The following is a 17,486-nucleotide window of genomic DNA, read 5'->3' as shown; positions in this document are numbered from 1 at the left end:
TCGCGAAAATTACACGCGAACTGTGATTCCCTCCTCGCTTAACCGAGCAGTATTGAGATCTCGCTCAAGCAGATAATGCTAACCTAAGCTAAAACCTTTGCTACGAGTTTTTTGTTGTTGCTTAATCGTATTGTCCCTTAAATAGTTAACATAACCATCAAGTCTCGTTAAATCTTGTTCGTTCAAGTTTAACTGTTTAATTTCTACAATACCTCCCGTTCCTCGCTTATCAGTAGCGATAAAAATCGGTTCTTGAGTGTCTAGGTTAGTAACAGTTAAGGTGTCTCCTTGCTGAGAAATTTGATAAAATTTTCCTTGAAAATACTGAGGATTATTTCTCGGTTCTCCAACTGTATTTAAAATATATTTGACTTGAGCATAAACTCGATACTTTTCTTTTAGCTGTTGCAGCTTTTCTTGAATAGGGGGAGATTCCCAATATTCTATTTTTTGCTGCATCTGTTGGGTTTTGGGATTTTCTCGCCAAGATAAATAAGCTCTGGCTTCTTTTTGCCATTTTTTGAATTTTGCATCGGCCTGAGACAATTGACGCTCAAGATTACTCAACACTATTTGTGTTGTACCAATATCGAGTTTTAGTGCATCAATTACCTCAGCTTTTACACCAAAAGGGTTGAGTAAGGAACGAGGTTGACCAAGTTCTCCCAGTTCTTTTTGTTGTTGGCGTAATTGCTTTATAGTTTTCGCTTTCTCTTGTTTTAGGGTGTCAAGTTGTTGTTTTAATTGTTCACCTTGATGTAAACTTGGCTCACGGGGACAGGTCTTTTTCCACTCTTCTATGGCTTTTGTCAGAGTAATGAGTTCAGCATCGGTTAACTGAAGCTGTTTAGTTGAATTTTTATCTAAATTATCTGCCTCTTGTTGACCCTCTTTATCTAAATTATCTACCTCTTGTTGACTTGGTGAGGCTACAAAAGTAGGCTTTTTGCTTAAAGATACTGATGACTCTTGATGTTTCTGTTTGTCTCGACCTTTCTTTTTCTTCTTACTTTGAGAAACCCCCGCATTGACTAACGCTATGGCGTTCTCATTAGCACGACTAATTTGCACCGTAACCCCTAAATCTTGAGCATTGGCAGTATAAACCACAAATTCCTGTCTTGCCCGACTGGCCGCCACATAAAAGCTTTCTCGTCCAACGGTCAGACTTTTGGCCGCTGACGCTGAGTAAATACAATAGTCAGCCGTCTGTCCTTGGCTACTATGCACAGTATCTACATAACGATAATCACTGTGGAGAAGTTGGTTCAGGGTAAGAGTTTGGGTTTTTCCTTTGGTTTGAATAACAACCTGACCATCTTCTGTCACCCCTTCAATGGTAAAACGCTGTCCGTTGAGTTGGTTTTGTTCTTGGTTACGAATATTTTTGGTAAAGCGCATTTGTTCACCAGGACGAATTTCTATCGGGTGAACTTGATACACTTCTCGTTGTTTGTATTGATTGAGGGGAAGGGTATAGTCAACCCCTGTGGTATCAATTAGGGTGAGAGCGTTAGCTTGGGGGTTCACCTCGGTAACACGGTAGTAAAAATCTCGACTAAATTGGGCTGATTCGGTTTTAAACTTGATAACATCCCCTCGTTGATAAGCATGAGCTTGGGTTAGGGCAAATTTATCAATATCTTTGCGTTTGAGGGTTTGTAGGGTCAGACTTTCTTGGCCTAAAGTTCCTTCTTCGATTAATCCCTGACGCACGGTTTGGGTGATGGCTTGCTTATCAGCATTAGTTCCAGCCAGAATTAGGGTTCTGTCCCTAACGTCTTTAGAACGAGTGAGATAGTCTTGGGTAAGGGCTGAGCTACGTTGTTTATCTTGGGGAATTTGACGGATTTTCTGGTGTTCATAAAGTTTTAGATAGGCTTGATTGATGCTATCTTGGTCTTGGTCATGGGTGGCCATCAGGTCAACAACTTGTTTAAGATAAGAATCTCGCTGTCGTAAATTTTGGTCAATGATGGCGGTGGGCAGTCCTTGGTCTTGTAGCAGTTTAAAGGGCGCACCAGCTTCGACAGCAGACAGTTGTTTACTATCTCCTAAGAGAATGAGTCGGCTTTGTTTGGCTTGGGTTTTTTCAAGAAGCTGTTCCATCTGCTTTGTAGACAGCATTCCCGCTTCATCCACTAACAGAATTTCCTGATTCGGCAGTTGTTCATTGGGGGTGAGGAGGTAACTGGCAAGGGTTTGAGAAGAAATGCCACTTTTAGATTGAAGGACATCAGCGGCCGCCGCAGAAGGGGCCAGTCCTCTAATTTGGACAAGGGGAGCATTAATTGATGAGTTCTCCTTGTCCCCGTTCGGATTTCGGCGATTTGGCTCAGTCGAACGCTGACGCTCACGGCGGAAGCCTTGTCTCCTTATCTCCTTATCTCCCTGTCCCCTTGTCTCCCTGTCTCCTTGTCCCTCGTCTAAACCACTGGCCACAGTCCCTTTAGCAAAAGGTGGGGAATCGTAGGGACTAACGGCTGTTCGCCCATACAGGAGTTGTGAGGAACTATTTTGTCCTTCAATTCCCGATTCGGTGATTCCCTCTCCCGACTTCTGCAAGGAGTCTTCTAAAGTCACTTCATCAATCAAATCTTTGAAAGCTTTCATAGTATAGGTTTTGCCTACCCCTGCATTACCTTGCACTAAAACCACGCCATTGCGACTGGTGGCAATATGGTTGAGGGCGACGGTTTGTCCTGGGTTTAGTCCTCTGGTTTGGGAGATAGCTTGAACCTGTTCAAGATTGGCTAGGGGTGAACAGCTATCTTGAGTTTGTTGAACCAGTTGAATAATTTTTTGTTCTCGTTTTAATTGCCCTTGGGTGGTTAGTCGTCCATCATGGGTAGGAATGAGTTGGGAAAAATGGGCGAGTTCTGACTGAATTTCCTGAACATCATAATTGCCTTGACTTTGACGAAGGCATTCTTTAAGTAACTCATGGGAGTGAAACGCGGTCGTTCGCTCGGTAAGAATTTCCGTAGCACTGTGAATGAGTTGGGGGATACTACCTGGATGAGACGGTTGTTGATAGGTATTTTCGAGGCGATGACTGGGGGTGAAGGTCATCTCAATTCCGGCCTCAGTGGCTTTCTGCTTCCATTCGGCTAATTGTCGTTCCCTGTCTTCAGGCTCAAGGTGATATCTTTTTTCTTTTCTAGTTTTAAGGCAGAAGACTTGTTTTTGTTCAGCCGTAGCAGTTTTTCGAGTGAGTCCAAGTTTTGCAAGTTCGGCTTCTATTTGGTTGCTACGGGTAGAGAAAATGGCATCGAGTTTTTCTTTGTTTACGCCAGCCAGTTCAAAGGTATGGTCATCTGTCCATTCTACTTCCCAGCCAAGGACTTTCAGTTGGCGGACAAGTTCATGAGCGTAATAAGCTCCAATGGTTTTCTGTTGAGTGTAGAGTTGAGCGTTGGCAACGGCTCTCCATTTTCCATCGTGGCATTGGGTTTGATTGAGGATGACACAGTGACTATGAAGTTGGGGGTCTTTGTTGCGGTTATCGTCGTGGTGAAAGATAGCGATTTGGGCAGTATTACTTTGCAGCAGTTTCTTTTGTCCTTGCTGTTTAGTTTGGTAAAAAATGCAGTGCTTTTCTACATAGTCCATCGTGGCACGGACGGCACTTTTATGGGCTTCAAGAATGGGAGTATTTCCCATAACGAGGGCAGCGACACTGATACTTTTAGGAGCAGAGAGGGTCACGTCAGTACCAGGGCGGTTTTGTCTTTTGCTTTGTTTTCGGTAGTTCTGTTGCTTGCGAAGGGGATTGCCTTCGGGGTCTAAGGCTTGATAAGCATTATGAAAATGTTTCTCTTGAATTTGTTCCGTTAAGCCCTGAATTTTAGCCGCTTGTCCAAACCATTCAGCGTTAGATAATGCGTCGCCCTGAGTGTAGTAGTTCTCTTGGGCGTAGTCTTGAGGATTCGTGTAGCATCGGCCAACGGTGGCTACCATAGTCTAGGGCGATTTTATCAGGAGAATGGGCTATAATTAAATGATACTTTAAAAAAGTACATAAGGTGTGATATTTTTAACAGGAATTTTATGGGATAATACTAGAATGTTATTAGACACCGCCAACGGCGGTACATCTAAGACTTAATTTTTTTTACCTTAAGTTTTTCTGTAACAATTAAACTCAAACTAACCCCTTAACCTTAAGATATCAACCTTTCCCGTCTTTCCTCCCGCTCAGTCAATTATGAAGAGTAAAAAGCCTAAGCTGGTTCAAGCGCAGTCTAAACAGAAACAGACAAAAAAAAACCTCAACTTAGACAAGCAAGTTCAACTAGAAGCAAGGAATCAGGAAAATCTTGATCGGGATTCAACTTCAACAACTAATCTGCAAGTCTCTTCAGAAATCCCTACTCATCCTCCAACAGAACCGCTCCTGTATCAAAAAAATAATTACTTCACCCCGACGGCTACCGCCGCCCCTATCGTATCTAGTTTACGAGCGCAATTAAGAAAAGATCAGTGGGATAAAGACCCATCAGGTCTGGGCTTCTTCCTACATCAAGCCAAGGGAAAGCCCAGTAACATCATTGAACACTACATTACTAATTCTGGAGATATTTCTCTTCTTCCTTGGGATGAAGCTCTACAAATTATTGATAAGTTTGGGTTACTCACAGCCAAGCTGCACTTAATTTTTGCAGCCCATACCATGAGGCAGGAAAACCCTTGGGAAAGTAAATTTACCCTTAAAGCCAGTGACATCGGTACAGAACTAGGATGGGATAAACGCACAGACCTTAATCAATTTCAAAAGCTAACTGAAATTGCTAAAGCCGCTTTTGCTTTGGGATGTTTAACCATCCAAGCAACCTGGGTTGAAGGACAGGGAACTAAACAAGTTGAGTGTAGTGTGCAAACTTCCCGTATGTGGGAAACCATAGTGGATGTTAGAGGGGGACAACTCAACCTCAACAGGAAAATTGATGAGCCAACAGAAGTTTACATTACCATTAGACCAGGACTCTGGACTTATGCTTTTTTAAATCGGGCTGGTTATGAAGCAAAAAAAGCCCTCTATCAATTTGGCTATTTAGCCCAGGATCTTCTCAAAATTGATCTCTATCATGATGAACTCGCCTTACGTTTAGGACTTCATCTAACAGTAGAAAGCCGATTTCATGTTAGTGGCCTTTACAAAGTACAAACCTTATTAGAAGCCCTTTTGCCTAAAACCATCATTGATGAAGCAAGACTTCACCGTGATAAGGCTCGTAAGCTAACCAATCGCTGGAATCACGCCTTGGAAGTTTTATTAAGGCTAAAAAGAGCCTTTCAGATTGAATTTGACTCAGCCACCTATCCCGAAGAACTGCGGCCAGGGAGTAAAACTCGAAAACCCAGGGGTTATTTTGAGCAGTTACTAGCAGCAAAAATCACTATCCTGCCCCCTGCTCCCATTCCCGAACTGATTATGACTAAGGCTAAACCCTTACCAGTACGTTCTCAATCATCTCCTACTCAATCATTGTCTAAGTCTCAAAAGGTAGAGACACCAGTTAATTCTACTAATGAACTGAGCGGCCCTCAAATTCGGCAAGCTCGAAAAGCAAAAGGTTGGAGTCAAGTGAAATTAGCAGGATGGTTAGGCGTTACACAAGCCTTCATCTCCCATGTTGAAAAAGGAAATCGCCCTCTTTCTAAGGAAATGGAAGCAAAACTTAAGAAACTGTTAGAGATTCAAGATTAAAAAGCTCTTATCCACTGCCAACATTTTATAGATTGCCAAATGCCAAGTGATAAGGTTTCTGTTTCTCTATTTCTCGATCCCTAAAGGGCATAGGGGAGGACTCTAGCGATACTGACGAATGTTATATAACAAACTGTTGTTATGTTTTGTGATTCTGGTTATATTTCAAATTCTTGAAAAAATAAGGATCAAAGCTAGACTGAGTAAGGGTTTGAGGAATATAACAAACTCTCTAGAGTGCTGCCACAAACTCTCTAGAGTGCTGCCACAAACTGTTTTCTAGAATCCTTACATAACAAGGCATTCAGCGTTTTATAACAAACTGGATCAATATATATTGATCCGTTCTAAAACGCGGGTTCTCAAAATTTGGCATGATGATGGCTTCAATACACCGAGTGCGTGCTATGACCCAAACAAGCCATTTAACCCCCATTAGTCTTCGACTCAGAGACGGACTGCGACGCATCGCAGCCACTAACCTTGACTTACCCCTCGTCCCCCTCAACAACAACAAACAACCATTAGGGGACGCTTGGCAAAATCGCCCCTTCAGTGCCGCCCAACTCATTGAAGCCATTGAAAACGGTGGTGTTAACGTCCCCATCAAAGGCAAAACTAAACAAATTCAACCCCAAGGCTTCGGTTTACTCACAGGCCGCCCCCTCACCCTCAACACCTCGACTCCCTTCGACTTGGCTCAGGGCAAGCCGCTCGTTGTTGACCCTGAGCGTAGCCGAAGGGTCAACAACGAAACCTACTACCTCATGGCCGTTGACCAAGACGGGGCCAGTGCCATTGATAAAATTCAAGAACTCTCCGGTGGCCAACCCTTACCTAAAACCGTCGCCTTCACCTCACAACGCCCTGGACGCTGCCAGTATTTATTTCTAGTCCCAGAACAGTACAAAGACGCTATCCGTACCAAGAAACTCAAAACAGGCGCAAATGGGGACGATAACAAGCCCGAACAACTAGAACTTCGTTGGACTAACTTACAGTCCGTTCTACCCCCCTCTATGCACCCAATGACGGGACAATATCATTGGGTTGAAGGGTGTGCCATCGATGAAACGGAAATCGAGATCGCCCCAACTTGGATCTTAGAACAAATGCTAAGTGACCCCTCTCCAAAAACGCCACCTCCTTCTGAGCCGAAGTTTTCCTCGTCCGTTCATCACAACGGTTTTGACAGACAATGGACAGAACTTGATTTTGCCCTTTCTTACCTGAATGCTTTATCTTCCTATCGAGGAGACGACTATGACGACTGGTTAACCGTTGGCATGGCACTCCATAGCGTGGATGACTCCCTGTTAAACGAATGGGACAAATGGAGTCAACAAAGCAGTAAATATAAACCAGGGGAATGCGAGAAAAAATGGAAATCCTTTAGTCCCAATGGGGGTGTCACCTTGGGAACCTTAGCCCACATGGCCAAACTCGACGGCTGGCGTTTTCCCTTTCCCAAAACTCATCATGACACCCCTTCCCCTGAAGCCCCAAGTCAGTTAAAAAATGGAAAAAACTCAACTGTCACTGGTGACACTTCAAAAAGAGGTGACACCGCAAACCCTGTCCCCTTAAGCCTTGCGGATACTGTCACCACTGTCACCGCTACCTTAAAAAAAGGGTTAAAAGACTACGAAGAACGCCACCAACTAGATCTCATTGAAGCTCGTTCTCTTATCACTCGTCCCGCCTTTTGGGAATTAGTAAAAGCCCTGCGTACTTCCCTGGATGAAATTCACCCCGAAGATCACCAACGGTTCAATCAACTGGTAGACTGGCATAACGCCACCCTAAACCTTAACCACATTCTCCCCCCAACCCTGGCAAAAGCCTTTATTCACGATGGTAAAATCCTCAACATTGACCCCGTTAGTCTTTGGCAATACCTTCTCCCTGCGGTTCTCTCCCTAGCTGGCAAACGGATTAACCTAGATGTAGAATCTCACACTATCCCCGCGATCGCCTGGACTTGCTTAGTGGGGGAATCTGGCACTGGCAAAAGCCGCGCTGAAGGGGTTATTCTTGCTCCCCTCAAACAACGACAATACCAAGAAAAGAAACGCTATAGCAGCCAATTACAGGAATACAAAGAACTCCTCAACCAAAAGAAACCAGACGACCCCTCTCCTGAACCCCCAAAACCAGAACGCAAATATCTCTTTGAAGTCGCCACCATTCAAGCCGTAATGCGAAGATTGTCTGAGCAGGGGTTAAATGGCTCTCTATGGGCAAGGGATGAACTGGCTGGACTATTTAAGTCTCTCAATCAATTTAACGCCCGTAGCGGCGAAAATGAAGGGCTAGAATGTCTGCTAAAAATGTGGGACGGAGACGGGTCATTGGTAGACCGTGTGAATGCCGAAGACGACTCCTACGCCGTCGAAGAAACCCGTTTAAACATTGCCGGAGGCATTCAACCAGGGGCATTTCAACAAGCTTTTAAAGACCCCAATGACCCCCAAGGACTACAAGCACGGTTTCTCTATGCCCTACCTAAAGTCTATCCAGCTAAACGGGTTAAAGGCTATTGTCAGTTAAATGACATTCTGCCTACTTTGTATCACTGGCTTGACCAATTACCCACCGGAACCATTAAACTATCTGAAGACGCGGATCTGCGTTATACTCATCTGGTCGAACAAATAGGAAGCCAAGCCGAAAGTAGTCCTAACCCCGCCCTTCGTGCATGGATGCGAAAACTGCCAACCCAATTGCTGCGGATTGCCCTGGCTTTGCATTTTATCGAATATTACGATATTACGATTAACAATCAACAATCAACAATTTCCAATTCCCCTGACCGAAACTTTTGGGAATTGCAAATTGATACTTTAGAACGAGCGGTTGAAGTTTGTTGTTATTACCGTAGTGCCTTTCAAGTGGTACAAGAAAAGGCCACTGATACTGATAGTATCAGTTCCATTCTGATCAAAGTTTGGGATTTAGCTATCACCCAACCCACCGGAATGACACCCAGGGACATTTATCGTAATATTAAAGCCATCGAGCGTCGGGCCAAAGAATTAGGGCGCACGGTGTCCGCTTATACCCTAGAAATCCTCTCCAAATTAGTCGAAATGGGCAAAGGACAGTTAGAAAAAAATGGGCGGTTTTATCGCTTTAAAGCTCTCTTTAATTCTCCTCCTGATCATCCTCCAAATGACGATAATCCTAAGCGTCCTAATTCTCCAATCACCCCGAATAATCCCACAGGACTTGGAGAGGAATTAAAGGAAAATCAAGGTCAAGAAACTGATATTAACCCCGTTAACACAGAGCCACCCAAAACGAATAATACAGAAGCGACCAATCTAGTTTCATTAACTTCTGATGTCGCCGAACCATCACCGACCGAAGATGTCAAAAATATGAGCAAAATTCCAGTGAACAATCAACCAATGATGACAGATAATGCTTCAGATAACTGTCAATCAACTCAACCCCCGATGGGAAATACAGCCGAAGGGGTGACACAAGTGACAGAAGCTAAAACCCATACAGGAGAAGCAGTCTCTCCGTCACCGTTCACTGAAGTGTCACCAGTGACAATAGAGACTGACCCAAAATCATCGACCTTAGAACCGACTCAATTAAACCCAGTAAAAACAGAAAACCCCCAAGGGACTTGTGTAAATCAAAAAAGAACTGATTCTGAACTTGAGAGCGTAAATGATAGCCAAGAAAATATCCATTGGTTACTTCAGGTTTTAGCCGATTTTGAATATACACCAGCCCCCCATTCAAGATTCACATCTAATGAACAATTAATTGAGTTGTTTTATGAAATTGAACACAAAGCTAATAGCTGTTGGGAACAATTACAACAGATCTGCCCTGATTATTGTGAACGTTTTAGTCAGGCGTATGGAATTGTTAGTGAGCTTTCACCCGGTTAGAGACTCGCTGTTTTTCTTTCATTCCTGATACTCAATCAATGTCACAATAGCCAGAGTGATTTCTGTCATTTTGTTCGGCGAAATTTGTCCAAGTTTTCGGATAAATCTTTGGAGATCCATACCCCGTAACTGTAACGTATCGACCGCAGAAACTTTAGTCAACCCGTTATTAGCATTTGGGTCAATTCTGACGTGCCAAAAGTTAGGGGCGAAGTAATCTTTCCAATCTGTAATGGGGGCGATCAATTTAATGGGAAGTCTTCCGGCCGCATCAGAACTGATGACAATGGCAGGGCGTGTTTTTCTAATTTCAGTTCCCACTGTGGGGTCAAAGTTGACTAGCCAAATTTCCCCTCTTTTGGGAAGGGGATTAATAGTCAATGATGTCACCTGCTAAAAATTCTTTCCACTCCGTATTTTGTTGGTAGTGGTTTTCCATATCTGCCGCTTGTTGGCCCAGAATCCGACGACGTTCGCTTTGAGGCAGTTTGAGAAAGGCACGACGTTGTTCTAGAGTGAGGTTCGATTGAGTTTCTGTAGATTTGAGGTCTTGATGGGGTATCAGTACGGAATAATCGATGCAAAAGGGACGCTCCACTCGTTTTGAGGCGTTAGAGATTTCCAGCTTGACCACATTCCCGTCTTGGTCGTAGTCAAGAACGATGCCCGTTGGGACCGTTGTGCTAGAGTCGGTGGGTGATGATGAAAGCAGGATGTTTAAAACATCTCTGAGGGGATCATAGGTGATCTTCATGGGGGAACCGACGAAAAACCAACTTAATTCTAGCTAATTAATAAAAGCTATTACCTGGATTGTACGATTTGACTCCAATAGTTTCATGGAAACTATTGGAGTCGAGACAGTTTATCCCCACCAATTAGAATTAGTTCAAACAGCTTCAGAAACCGTAAGTGTTCGAGGGCATTTGTTGAGTTTACTCGACGAATTATCTGCTGAAAAAGTGGCCGAAGTTCGAGATTTTGCCGAGTTTTTACAGCAGAAACAAACAAGACTTGTTTAAAAAAGGCTTATTTATGCCAATAATTTCACGTTGGGATTTCATCATTATTTTCCTCTGTTCGTTTTATTTAATTCCTCTATTGCCTGTTTGATTTGCTGCTGATGCTCTCTCAATTGCTTGAAATAAGCAACTCCTTGTTCCATCTGCTCTTGGCGAGGAGAATCAGCCGAACCGTAAGTCAGCGAACCACATAAAGCAATTAATCCCCGATGTTGGTCGTTTTCGGCTTGCTCATACTTCATGAGCCGTTCATTCACTTCCTGCTCCACATAGCTCTCAATTTCTTCATTGGTCTTATCAGACCAAGATAAGTCAGTCCCTGGGTACTGACGAATCACTTCCCAAATATGGACGGGAATGGGTACCATGACCCGATTGTAACCCGCCTCAAATGAGACTCCCTCTAATTCTAAATAGATGAAGTTTTCATCAAAAACTTCTTTATATAGGTGAAAATTAGGGCCATAAGCCACTGTCGCTTTGGTAGACATTCAAACTCTCCTTTTTTTTCTAAGTTAACCCCATCTTGGCACTCAGAGTGCATCATAAGTTAGAGCAATGTTGTATCCTGATCCTAGCTCTTCTATTATCGATCAATGCTGTGAGCGAAACTTCGACGGTTGAAGTAACCCCCTCGCAGGCCAACGAACGACTGTTGGCCATGTGGTTAGATGGTCATTCGGCTCATACAGTGGACTCTTATCGTCGTGCTGTCGGGCGTTTTCTTGACTATGTAAATAAACCCCTACACCTCGTCACCCTGGCCGATCTCCAACTTTGGCGAGCTTCCCTCAATGATCTCGCCCCCTCGTCAGTGGCGACAGTGCTGGCGGCGGTTAAATCGTTGCTCAGTTTTGGCTATCAACTGGGTGTGTTACCTACCAATGTGGGAACGGCCATCAAAACTCCAAAGGTCAAGGATACCCTCAATGAACGGATTTTATCGGAGTCGGAAGTGACCACCCTAATTACATTAGAGCGTAATCAACGTAATCGAATGATGCTTCGGTTGTTATATGCTGGTGGCTTGAGGGTGAGTGAGTTATGTGCCTTGAAGTGGCGGGATCTCAAACCCCGTAATCAGTTAGGACAGGTAACGGTGTTTGGCAAAGGAGGAAAGACGCGAACCGTGCTATTACCCCAAGGGGTTTGGGAGGAGTTATGTCAGTTGAGGGGGGAGAGTCGGCCGAATGAATCGGTGTTTCCCTCTCGACAAGGGGGCGGCCATTTGGATCGTTCTCAAGTGTATCGCATCGTCAAAGCGGCCGCTAAACGGGCTTCCATTGAAGGCAATGTCAGTCCCCACTGGCTAAGACACGCCCATGCTTCCCATAGTTTAGACCGAGGTGCGCCCCTTCATCTCGTCCAGGCGACGTTAGGCCATTCTTCGGTGGCCACGACGGAACGGTATTTGCACGCTAGACCTAATGATAGTTCGGCCATGTATTTACCTGGGTAGAAGTTTTAGAATAAAAATACACAGAAAATTTCAGAATTAATATGCACCAACTCAAAGTGACAACGGGAGAAACGGCGACCACAACCGTTTTACCTGAATTTATGTTATCTCATCTTAATCTTAAAGAAGGGGATACCCTGTTAGTCGTTCCTACCCCTAATGGCTATCTACTGACTTCTAATTCTGATGGCGTTGAAGAACAACTACAATTAGGACTAGAGTTTATGAATGAGTATAACGAAACTTTTAAAGACCTTGCCCAATAAATGACAGAAATTCGTTGGCTTAATAAACAAGCATTAATTTTACTTCATTCTGAAACGATAAGTCTTCATGGGGGGCTTGACGGTATAAGAGATGAAGGATTACTTGATTCAGCATTAGCTCGTCCTCAAAATATTCATGCCTATGAGAATGAAACTGATGTCACTAGACTCGCTGCTGCTTACGGAATTGGAATAGCAAGGAATCACCCTTTTTTAGATGGTAATAAAAGAGCCGCTTTCTTGGCTATCGGTTTATTTCTTCGCCTCAATGGTTTTCGTTTAGTGGCTAATCCAGTCGAGGCGACGCAAGTAATGTTAAAAGTAGCAACTGGTGAAACGACGGAATCAGACTTAATCTCTTGGATTAAAAATAATATATCAGAAACGTCTAGTTAAATTATTAAAAATAAAATCCATGAAAACGATTCAACTTCAACTACCAACAACGGTTTTTTCCTCCCTGCGAAAAGCTCCAGAGGAATTCGTTCAAGAAATGCGAATCGCCTCCGCCGTCAAATGGTACGAACTTGGCGAAATTTCTCAGGGAAAGGCAGCAGAAATCGCTGGATTAACTCGCGCTGATTTTATCAATGCTCTTAGTCGATATAAAGTCTCGCCTCTGCAATACACTCAATCTGAATTACGAGAGGAACTAGACCTATGATTTTTTTTGCGTTGATTGAGTTGCTTCTTTCTTCTCCGGTAATTCTGGAATGGGCGGCGAATTCTGATCATCTAAGAGCTTTTTCACTTGCAGATGATATTTCTTCAAGGTAGACCCCTTGCACTTAAAACCCTGTTCTGAAAAAAGCTCCGCAATCTCATCATAACTGTAGCCCATTCCCAACGCTGACTCAATTCGTAGCGATTGACGTTCAACCACTGAGCGCAAGAAACCAGGGGTCTTCGTCTTCGGCTTAAGCTTTGACAATCGGCTCTGTAACGCCAGTTCCAACGGAGAAATCTCTGTAGCCATCTTCACTCCCTAATCAACAAGACAATATTTCTGTTTTAATCTATTTAATCGCAGCATAACAGATAACAAAACAGTCTGGATATACCGCCTTCGGCAGTTTGAACTCTACCGATCTAATTATCCCGCAAAATCCGTGTCTTAAATATCACACCTTATGTACTTTTTTAAAGTATTGGCTTTAGTCGTTTATTTGTCTACTTATGATACTCTAACAGTTAGCCTGATATCAATAAGGTAGTGAACAAAACGACTGAGAAAGCAAAGGGAGCTAGGATCTGATGAACTTCGACTCTGAATTCACTTGGACAGAGGCAAAACAGTTAGCTGAGCGACTTGCTTTGCAAAAGACAGGGAAATACCTGAGCGATGTTGAGATGATAGTTCTTCAGGGATCTTGGGAGGGAAAAACTTACGAGGAAATGGCACAACTAGCTGGCTATACGGTTGACTACCTCAATAAAGATGTGGGTAATAAGCTATGGAAAAAGCTGTCAGATATATTGGGAGAAAAGGTCAGTAAGAAGAATCTTCTGGAACCTCTGAAGAGAGCATCAACGGCGCAACAACGTCCACAGACTGCTTCAGGGTCGATGAAAGAGATTCCCTTTCCAGAGGGGTCAGTTTCGCTAGATTCGAGCTTCTATGTGGAGCGAAATGAGGTCGAGTCTCTGTGTTATGATGCTATTGTCAAGCCAGGTTCCCTGATTCGGATTAAAGCCCCTAAGTTGATGGGCAAAACTTCATTGATAACTCAGATCCTCGATCATTCCCAGTCTCAGAATTACAGAACAGTGTACTTGAATTTGAGCAGTGTTGAGCGGTCTATTGTGACGAATTTAGATAAATTCCTGCGTTGGCTGTGTTTGATGGTCGGTCGGCAATTAAAATTAGAAAATAAACTAGGTGATTATTGGGATACAGAGATTTTGGGGAGTAATGATAATTGTACAGTATATTTTGAGGAGTATTTATTGCCAGCCATTGATTGTCCCTTGGTCTTAGCATTAGATGAAGTGGATTTGATTTTTCCCCATACTGAAGTTATTGAAGACTTTTTGGGGATGCTGCGAAGTTGGCATGAGAAGGGGAAGATTTCTCAACAATGGAAACAACTGCGGCTGATAATGGCACACTCGACAGAATGTTATGTCCCCCTAGACATGAATCAATCGCCATTTAATGCAGGGGTTCCGGTAGAGTTGCTGGAATTTGATTCAAAACAGGTGCTTTCTTTGGCAAACGTTCATGGACTGAGTTGGAATGAGTCCCAGATAGAGGCATTAATGAGTATGGTGGGGGGACATCCTTATTTGGTGCGGTTGGCTCTGTATGAGATAAGTTCTGGGAAAATGACCCTAGAACAGCTATTGAATGAGGCTGCGACGGAGGCGGGAATTTATAGCAACCATCTGCGGCGACATTTGGAGATTTTGCAACAAACACCCGAACTGGCTCAAGGGTTGCAAACTGTGGTCACATCACCAGAACCAGTGTCATTAGATTCGATGCAGATTTATAAGTTGCATAGTATGGGATTAGTGCGGCAACAGGATAATCAGGTAATGCCTCGCTGTCATTTGTATCGTGAGTATTTTTGCCGTGTTTTGTCGGCTTAATTAGAATATAGAGTATGGAAAGAATCCCCCGACATAATAAAGATTTGTCGAGGGAGTATGTCAAAATCTTGGGATAAAAAGCCTCTGTCCAGGGAAAAGTAGGCTAGGATTATCTCCAATTACATCTCTATTAGCCTCGTAAATTTCTGAAAAATTCCCATTTCCATAAGCTGTCTGAGCTATTTTGAATAGGGTGTCACCAGGTTTGACAACATAATATGCACCAGGGGTGGGTTGCGCCGTTTCTTCAGAAGAAGGTTGATTGCTCAGGCTTTTCAAAAAGGTTAGACTCGGCGAGAAAAAGTATTCACCTCCTTTTAAGGTAACAAACTGTCCAAATTGATTTTCTGGGGCAATATCGGGTTTGACAGTCTGCAGGCCATAAGAAGCAGGCCAATTTTTGGGCGGTTCAGGAGCTTTTCCGATTAAGGGATCTGCTTGGTTTCCTTGTCTTTGACCAATGACTGCATCCAATCCTGTTTTGTCATAATTGGGATTGTTGTTCATGGCAGGTTCAAGGAAGTTGTCATTATTACACCATAACCGTTGCATAAACTCAAACTGTTCCCAAATATCGGACTGGTAACACATGAATAATAAACCGACTCCAGTTCTCGGCAGACGATCAAAGTCTTCTGAGAAGTCGCTTAAAGGGCCGCCATAGGTAACTCCTCGTCTTGCAATTCGATGACCAAGTTCTTGTTCTTTGCTTTGAGCAAAAGGACCACCTTCTCGAACAGACTCCAGACGGGGATTGCTTTTGCGAATATGGGCTTGGAATGGGCATTTTAGCCCTTCAGAATCGCCTCTATAGTCAAAGTTATTTAAACTTGGAGAGCCATCATTAGGCTGCAAAACTAGCGGAGTACCATCTTCAAAACGTCCTACTGCCATTGCTCCAGCTAACTCAAAAGAAATCCCTAATGCTTGAGAAAGGGCTAATTCTGCTTTCTTAAATCCTTGAACATTTTGCTCAAGTTTGCGAAAGACAAGAAAGCTACCAAAGCTAACCTCTAGCGTACCGAAAGGATCAGGAATCAGGACAAGACTAAGGGGCGCATCCTGCGAAAAAATACTCCCAGATGTGCGATCCTCCTGCAAAAAGGTCGGTTGACTAATTCCATCAGCATAACCAAAATGCTCAACCACGATAGGGTCATTGCCATTAAAAGCTTTTCGCACAGTATCACCTTGCTCAACAAAAATATGTGTGGTGATAGGCTCTAGCGATCGCACAATTTCTGAGCTTTTTTGATTCAAAATTTCTGGATTATCATCGGCGATGATGAGTAAGGCATCTATATTTTTTCTAAAATTGGCATCCCAAGAGCTAACAGGCGGATCTAAAAGTGCATACTGTCGCAACTTCATCCCTTCTTGAAAAGCTTCTACGTATTGAATATCTGGCCCTCGGTTTTGCAGATTTGCTCCCTTGGGCTGGACAGAATCAGAAGAACCTAGTTTAGTATAGCCAGTGGAAGATAAGGCGAAGTGAAAAAATGTTTCTCCTGGAGTTTTGTTTTCTCGCCAGGCTTTAGCCTCATCTATTTGCTTTTTAGCAGATGTAATTTCATTGATAGCGAGTTGAGCAATCCAATTTTTGAGAGCATCAATTTTTTCTGGATTTTCTTGAGGATTGGGAAAAGTCAAGAAAATATGTATAGATTTGTCTCTTCCATGGCCTTTGAGAATATTGCCTTGCAAATCTTCAAGTACATCTTGATACTGTGAATCAGCAGGGTCAATTGGTCCTTTGTTCGCGGTTAAATCGAGTGGCATTGATAACTCCTTAAATTACTAAGATTCTTCATTACAATTGACCTGAACATAAAGGTTCAGAAGATAACCGAACCTTGATTTTTAAGATCAGGCTAGGGTGAGCATTGCCCACCCTACAATTAGATTTACTTTATAGTTCCTTAATCCGAATATTACGGAACTGAACTACCTCTGTATGACACTGCAAACCGATATAACCCTCAGAACGCTTTTTAGTGCCGTCACTGGGGGCATTAAAAGGCAATAAATCTGAAAATGTTCCTTGAGAGACTAACTGGCCATTCAGTTTGACTTCAATCAGATCTCCCTGGAGTTTAATTTCATAACTATTCCAGAAGTCACGGGTGTTGTTATCACGAGAACTGATATGTTTAGCTGCCCATTGTTGAGCAGGGAAAACCTCGTAAACTGACCCAGTTCGGTGTAAGGGACTACCATAGGTATTATTAGGAAAGTCGTAACCCCGTTCATCGATTTGAACTTCGATGCTGGAGTTATAAAAGTTATCATCGAGAGAAATTGGTTGTGGAATCCGTAGAAAAATCCCAGAATTAGCCTCAAGATCAAACCCTTTCCAATCTAACTTTAAGATAAAATCCTTAAAGGTTTTACGACCAAACCAGAGAACCCCAAGGGCGACATTTTTATTGCCAACCCCTGCCCCTAATATGGGAGAACCCGGATTTGGAACATCAAAAAAGTTTGAAGCCCCTCCATTAGCAATTTGCCATCCATTGGCAGAGAAATTGC

At 43.3% G+C, this 17,486-nt stretch carries 15 protein-coding genes and 1 pseudogene; 8 read left to right on the top strand and 8 right to left on the bottom strand.

The annotated features are described in order from the left end of the window. Positions 1–78 precede the first annotated feature (78 nt). The gene (mobF, locus tag VB691_RS22985) at positions 79–3,960 is read right to left on the bottom strand and encodes a MobF family relaxase (RefSeq protein WP_323293861.1); all 3,882 of its coding nucleotides are present in this window, start codon (positions 3,958–3,960) and stop codon (positions 79–81) included. A gap of 247 nt (positions 3,961–4,207) precedes the next feature. Here mobF and VB691_RS22980 point away from each other — a divergent pair, with 247 nt between their 5' ends. Next, the gene (locus VB691_RS22980) at positions 4,208–5,710 is read left to right on the top strand and encodes a helix-turn-helix transcriptional regulator (RefSeq protein ID WP_323293860.1); all 1,503 of its coding nucleotides are present in this window, start codon (positions 4,208–4,210) and stop codon (positions 5,708–5,710) included. A 407-nt stretch (positions 5,711–6,117) separates the two neighbouring features. Beyond that, positions 6,118–9,618 (top strand): DUF3987 domain-containing protein, encoded by a 3,501-nt coding sequence (locus VB691_RS22975; protein WP_323293859.1) that lies wholly within the window; start codon positions 6,118–6,120, stop codon positions 9,616–9,618. 18 nt (positions 9,619–9,636) lie between these two features. On the opposite strand, the gene VB691_RS22970 is transcribed toward VB691_RS22975, so the two are convergent. The 3 genes and pseudogenes from VB691_RS22970 to VB691_RS22960 all read right to left on the bottom strand — a co-directional run. Continuing rightward, entirely contained in the window at positions 9,637–9,999 is a 363-nt protein-coding gene (locus tag VB691_RS22970) for a type II toxin-antitoxin system PemK/MazF family toxin (protein WP_323293858.1), read from the bottom strand. Next, positions 9,989–10,216: a hypothetical protein gene (locus VB691_RS22965; protein ID WP_323293862.1), complete on the bottom strand. Its 228-nt coding sequence runs from the start codon at positions 10,214–10,216 to the stop codon at positions 9,989–9,991. The genes VB691_RS22970 and VB691_RS22965 overlap by 11 nt, the downstream gene beginning before the upstream one ends. An 18-nt stretch (positions 10,217–10,234) precedes the next feature. Next, positions 10,235–10,372 (bottom strand): annotated as a pseudogene (locus VB691_RS22960) (DUF2283 domain-containing protein); the annotation flags it as partial. An 85-nt stretch (positions 10,373–10,457) separates the two neighbouring features. Here VB691_RS22960 and VB691_RS22955 point away from each other — a divergent pair. Further along, positions 10,458–10,640: a DUF2281 domain-containing protein gene (locus tag VB691_RS22955; protein WP_323293857.1), complete on the top strand. Its 183-nt coding sequence runs from the start codon at positions 10,458–10,460 to the stop codon at positions 10,638–10,640. 44 nt (positions 10,641–10,684) lie between these two features. On the opposite strand, the gene VB691_RS22950 is transcribed toward VB691_RS22955, so the two are convergent. Further along, positions 10,685–11,131 carry a hypothetical protein gene (locus tag VB691_RS22950; protein ID WP_323293856.1) on the bottom strand — a complete coding sequence of 149 codons (447 nt, stop codon included), beginning with the start codon at positions 11,129–11,131 and terminating at the stop codon, positions 10,685–10,687. 110 nt (positions 11,132–11,241) lie between these two features. On the opposite strand from VB691_RS22950, the gene VB691_RS22945 reads away from it, so the two are divergent. The 4 genes from VB691_RS22945 to VB691_RS22930 are packed head-to-tail and all read left to right on the top strand — an operon-like array spanning position 11,242 to position 13,029. Continuing rightward, positions 11,242–12,099 (top strand): tyrosine-type recombinase/integrase, encoded by an 858-nt coding sequence (locus VB691_RS22945; RefSeq protein ID WP_323293855.1) that lies wholly within the window; start codon positions 11,242–11,244, stop codon positions 12,097–12,099. Between the two features lie 41 nt (positions 12,100–12,140). After that, positions 12,141–12,365 (top strand): hypothetical protein, encoded by a 225-nt coding sequence (locus VB691_RS22940; protein ID WP_323293854.1) that lies wholly within the window; start codon positions 12,141–12,143, stop codon positions 12,363–12,365. Continuing rightward, entirely contained in the window at positions 12,366–12,761 is a 396-nt protein-coding gene (locus VB691_RS22935; protein ID WP_323293853.1) for a type II toxin-antitoxin system death-on-curing family toxin, read from the top strand. It abuts the gene before it with no gap. Positions 12,762–12,780: 19 nt separating this feature from the next. Further along, positions 12,781–13,029 carry a UPF0175 family protein gene (locus tag VB691_RS22930; protein ID WP_323293852.1) on the top strand — a complete coding sequence of 83 codons (249 nt, stop codon included), beginning with the start codon at positions 12,781–12,783 and terminating at the stop codon, positions 13,027–13,029. Here the strand turns inward: VB691_RS22930 and VB691_RS22925 are convergent. Continuing rightward, complete coding sequence (locus VB691_RS22925) at positions 13,024–13,341, bottom strand: hypothetical protein (RefSeq protein ID WP_323293851.1); 318 nt, start codon at positions 13,339–13,341, stop codon at positions 13,024–13,026. The two genes, VB691_RS22930 and VB691_RS22925, sit on opposite strands and share 6 nt — an antisense overlap. Before the next feature lie 278 nt (positions 13,342–13,619). On the opposite strand from VB691_RS22925, the gene VB691_RS22920 reads away from it, so the two are divergent. Next, the gene (locus VB691_RS22920) at positions 13,620–14,957 is read left to right on the top strand and encodes an AAA-like domain-containing protein (RefSeq protein ID WP_323293850.1); all 1,338 of its coding nucleotides are present in this window, start codon (positions 13,620–13,622) and stop codon (positions 14,955–14,957) included. 60 nt (positions 14,958–15,017) lie between these two features. Here VB691_RS22920 and VB691_RS22915 read toward each other — a convergent pair whose 3' ends face one another. Both VB691_RS22915 and VB691_RS22910 read right to left on the bottom strand, forming a co-directional pair. Next, complete coding sequence (locus tag VB691_RS22915) at positions 15,018–16,736, bottom strand: Dyp-type peroxidase (protein ID WP_323293849.1); 1,719 nt, start codon at positions 16,734–16,736, stop codon at positions 15,018–15,020. Positions 16,737–16,866: 130 nt separating this feature from the next. Further along, on the bottom strand, positions 16,867–17,486 hold a 620-nt coding region (locus VB691_RS22910; protein WP_323293848.1), incomplete at its 5' end, for a DUF1080 domain-containing protein.

The sequence above is a fragment of the Crocosphaera sp. XPORK-15E genome, assembly GCF_034931425.1.
In the GTDB taxonomy this organism is placed as follows: Bacteria; Cyanobacteriota; Cyanobacteriia; order Cyanobacteriales; family Microcystaceae; genus UHCC-0190.
The sequence above is the reverse complement of the archived record's forward strand: the minus strand, read 5'-3'. Positions and strand labels throughout refer to the sequence as shown.

Coding starts and splice junctions, on each gene's coding strand:
- mobF (WP_323293861.1), bottom strand. CDS start 3,960: ATGGTAGCCACCGTTGGCCGATGCTACACGAATCCTCAAGACTACGCC.
- VB691_RS22980 (WP_323293860.1), top strand. CDS start 4,208: ATGAAGAGTAAAAAGCCTAAGCTGGTTCAAGCGCAGTCTAAACAGAAA.
- VB691_RS22975 (WP_323293859.1), top strand. CDS start 6,118: ATGACCCAAACAAGCCATTTAACCCCCATTAGTCTTCGACTCAGAGAC.
- VB691_RS22955 (WP_323293857.1), top strand. CDS start 10,458: ATGGAAACTATTGGAGTCGAGACAGTTTATCCCCACCAATTAGAATTA.
- VB691_RS22950 (WP_323293856.1), bottom strand. CDS start 11,131: ATGTCTACCAAAGCGACAGTGGCTTATGGCCCTAATTTTCACCTATAT.
- VB691_RS22940 (WP_323293854.1), top strand. CDS start 12,141: ATGCACCAACTCAAAGTGACAACGGGAGAAACGGCGACCACAACCGTT.
- VB691_RS22935 (WP_323293853.1), top strand. CDS start 12,366: ATGACAGAAATTCGTTGGCTTAATAAACAAGCATTAATTTTACTTCAT.
- VB691_RS22930 (WP_323293852.1), top strand. CDS start 12,781: ATGAAAACGATTCAACTTCAACTACCAACAACGGTTTTTTCCTCCCTG.
- VB691_RS22925 (WP_323293851.1), bottom strand. CDS start 13,341: ATGGCTACAGAGATTTCTCCGTTGGAACTGGCGTTACAGAGCCGATTG.
- VB691_RS22920 (WP_323293850.1), top strand. CDS start 13,620: ATGAACTTCGACTCTGAATTCACTTGGACAGAGGCAAAACAGTTAGCT.
- VB691_RS22915 (WP_323293849.1), bottom strand. CDS start 16,736: ATGCCACTCGATTTAACCGCGAACAAAGGACCAATTGACCCTGCTGAT.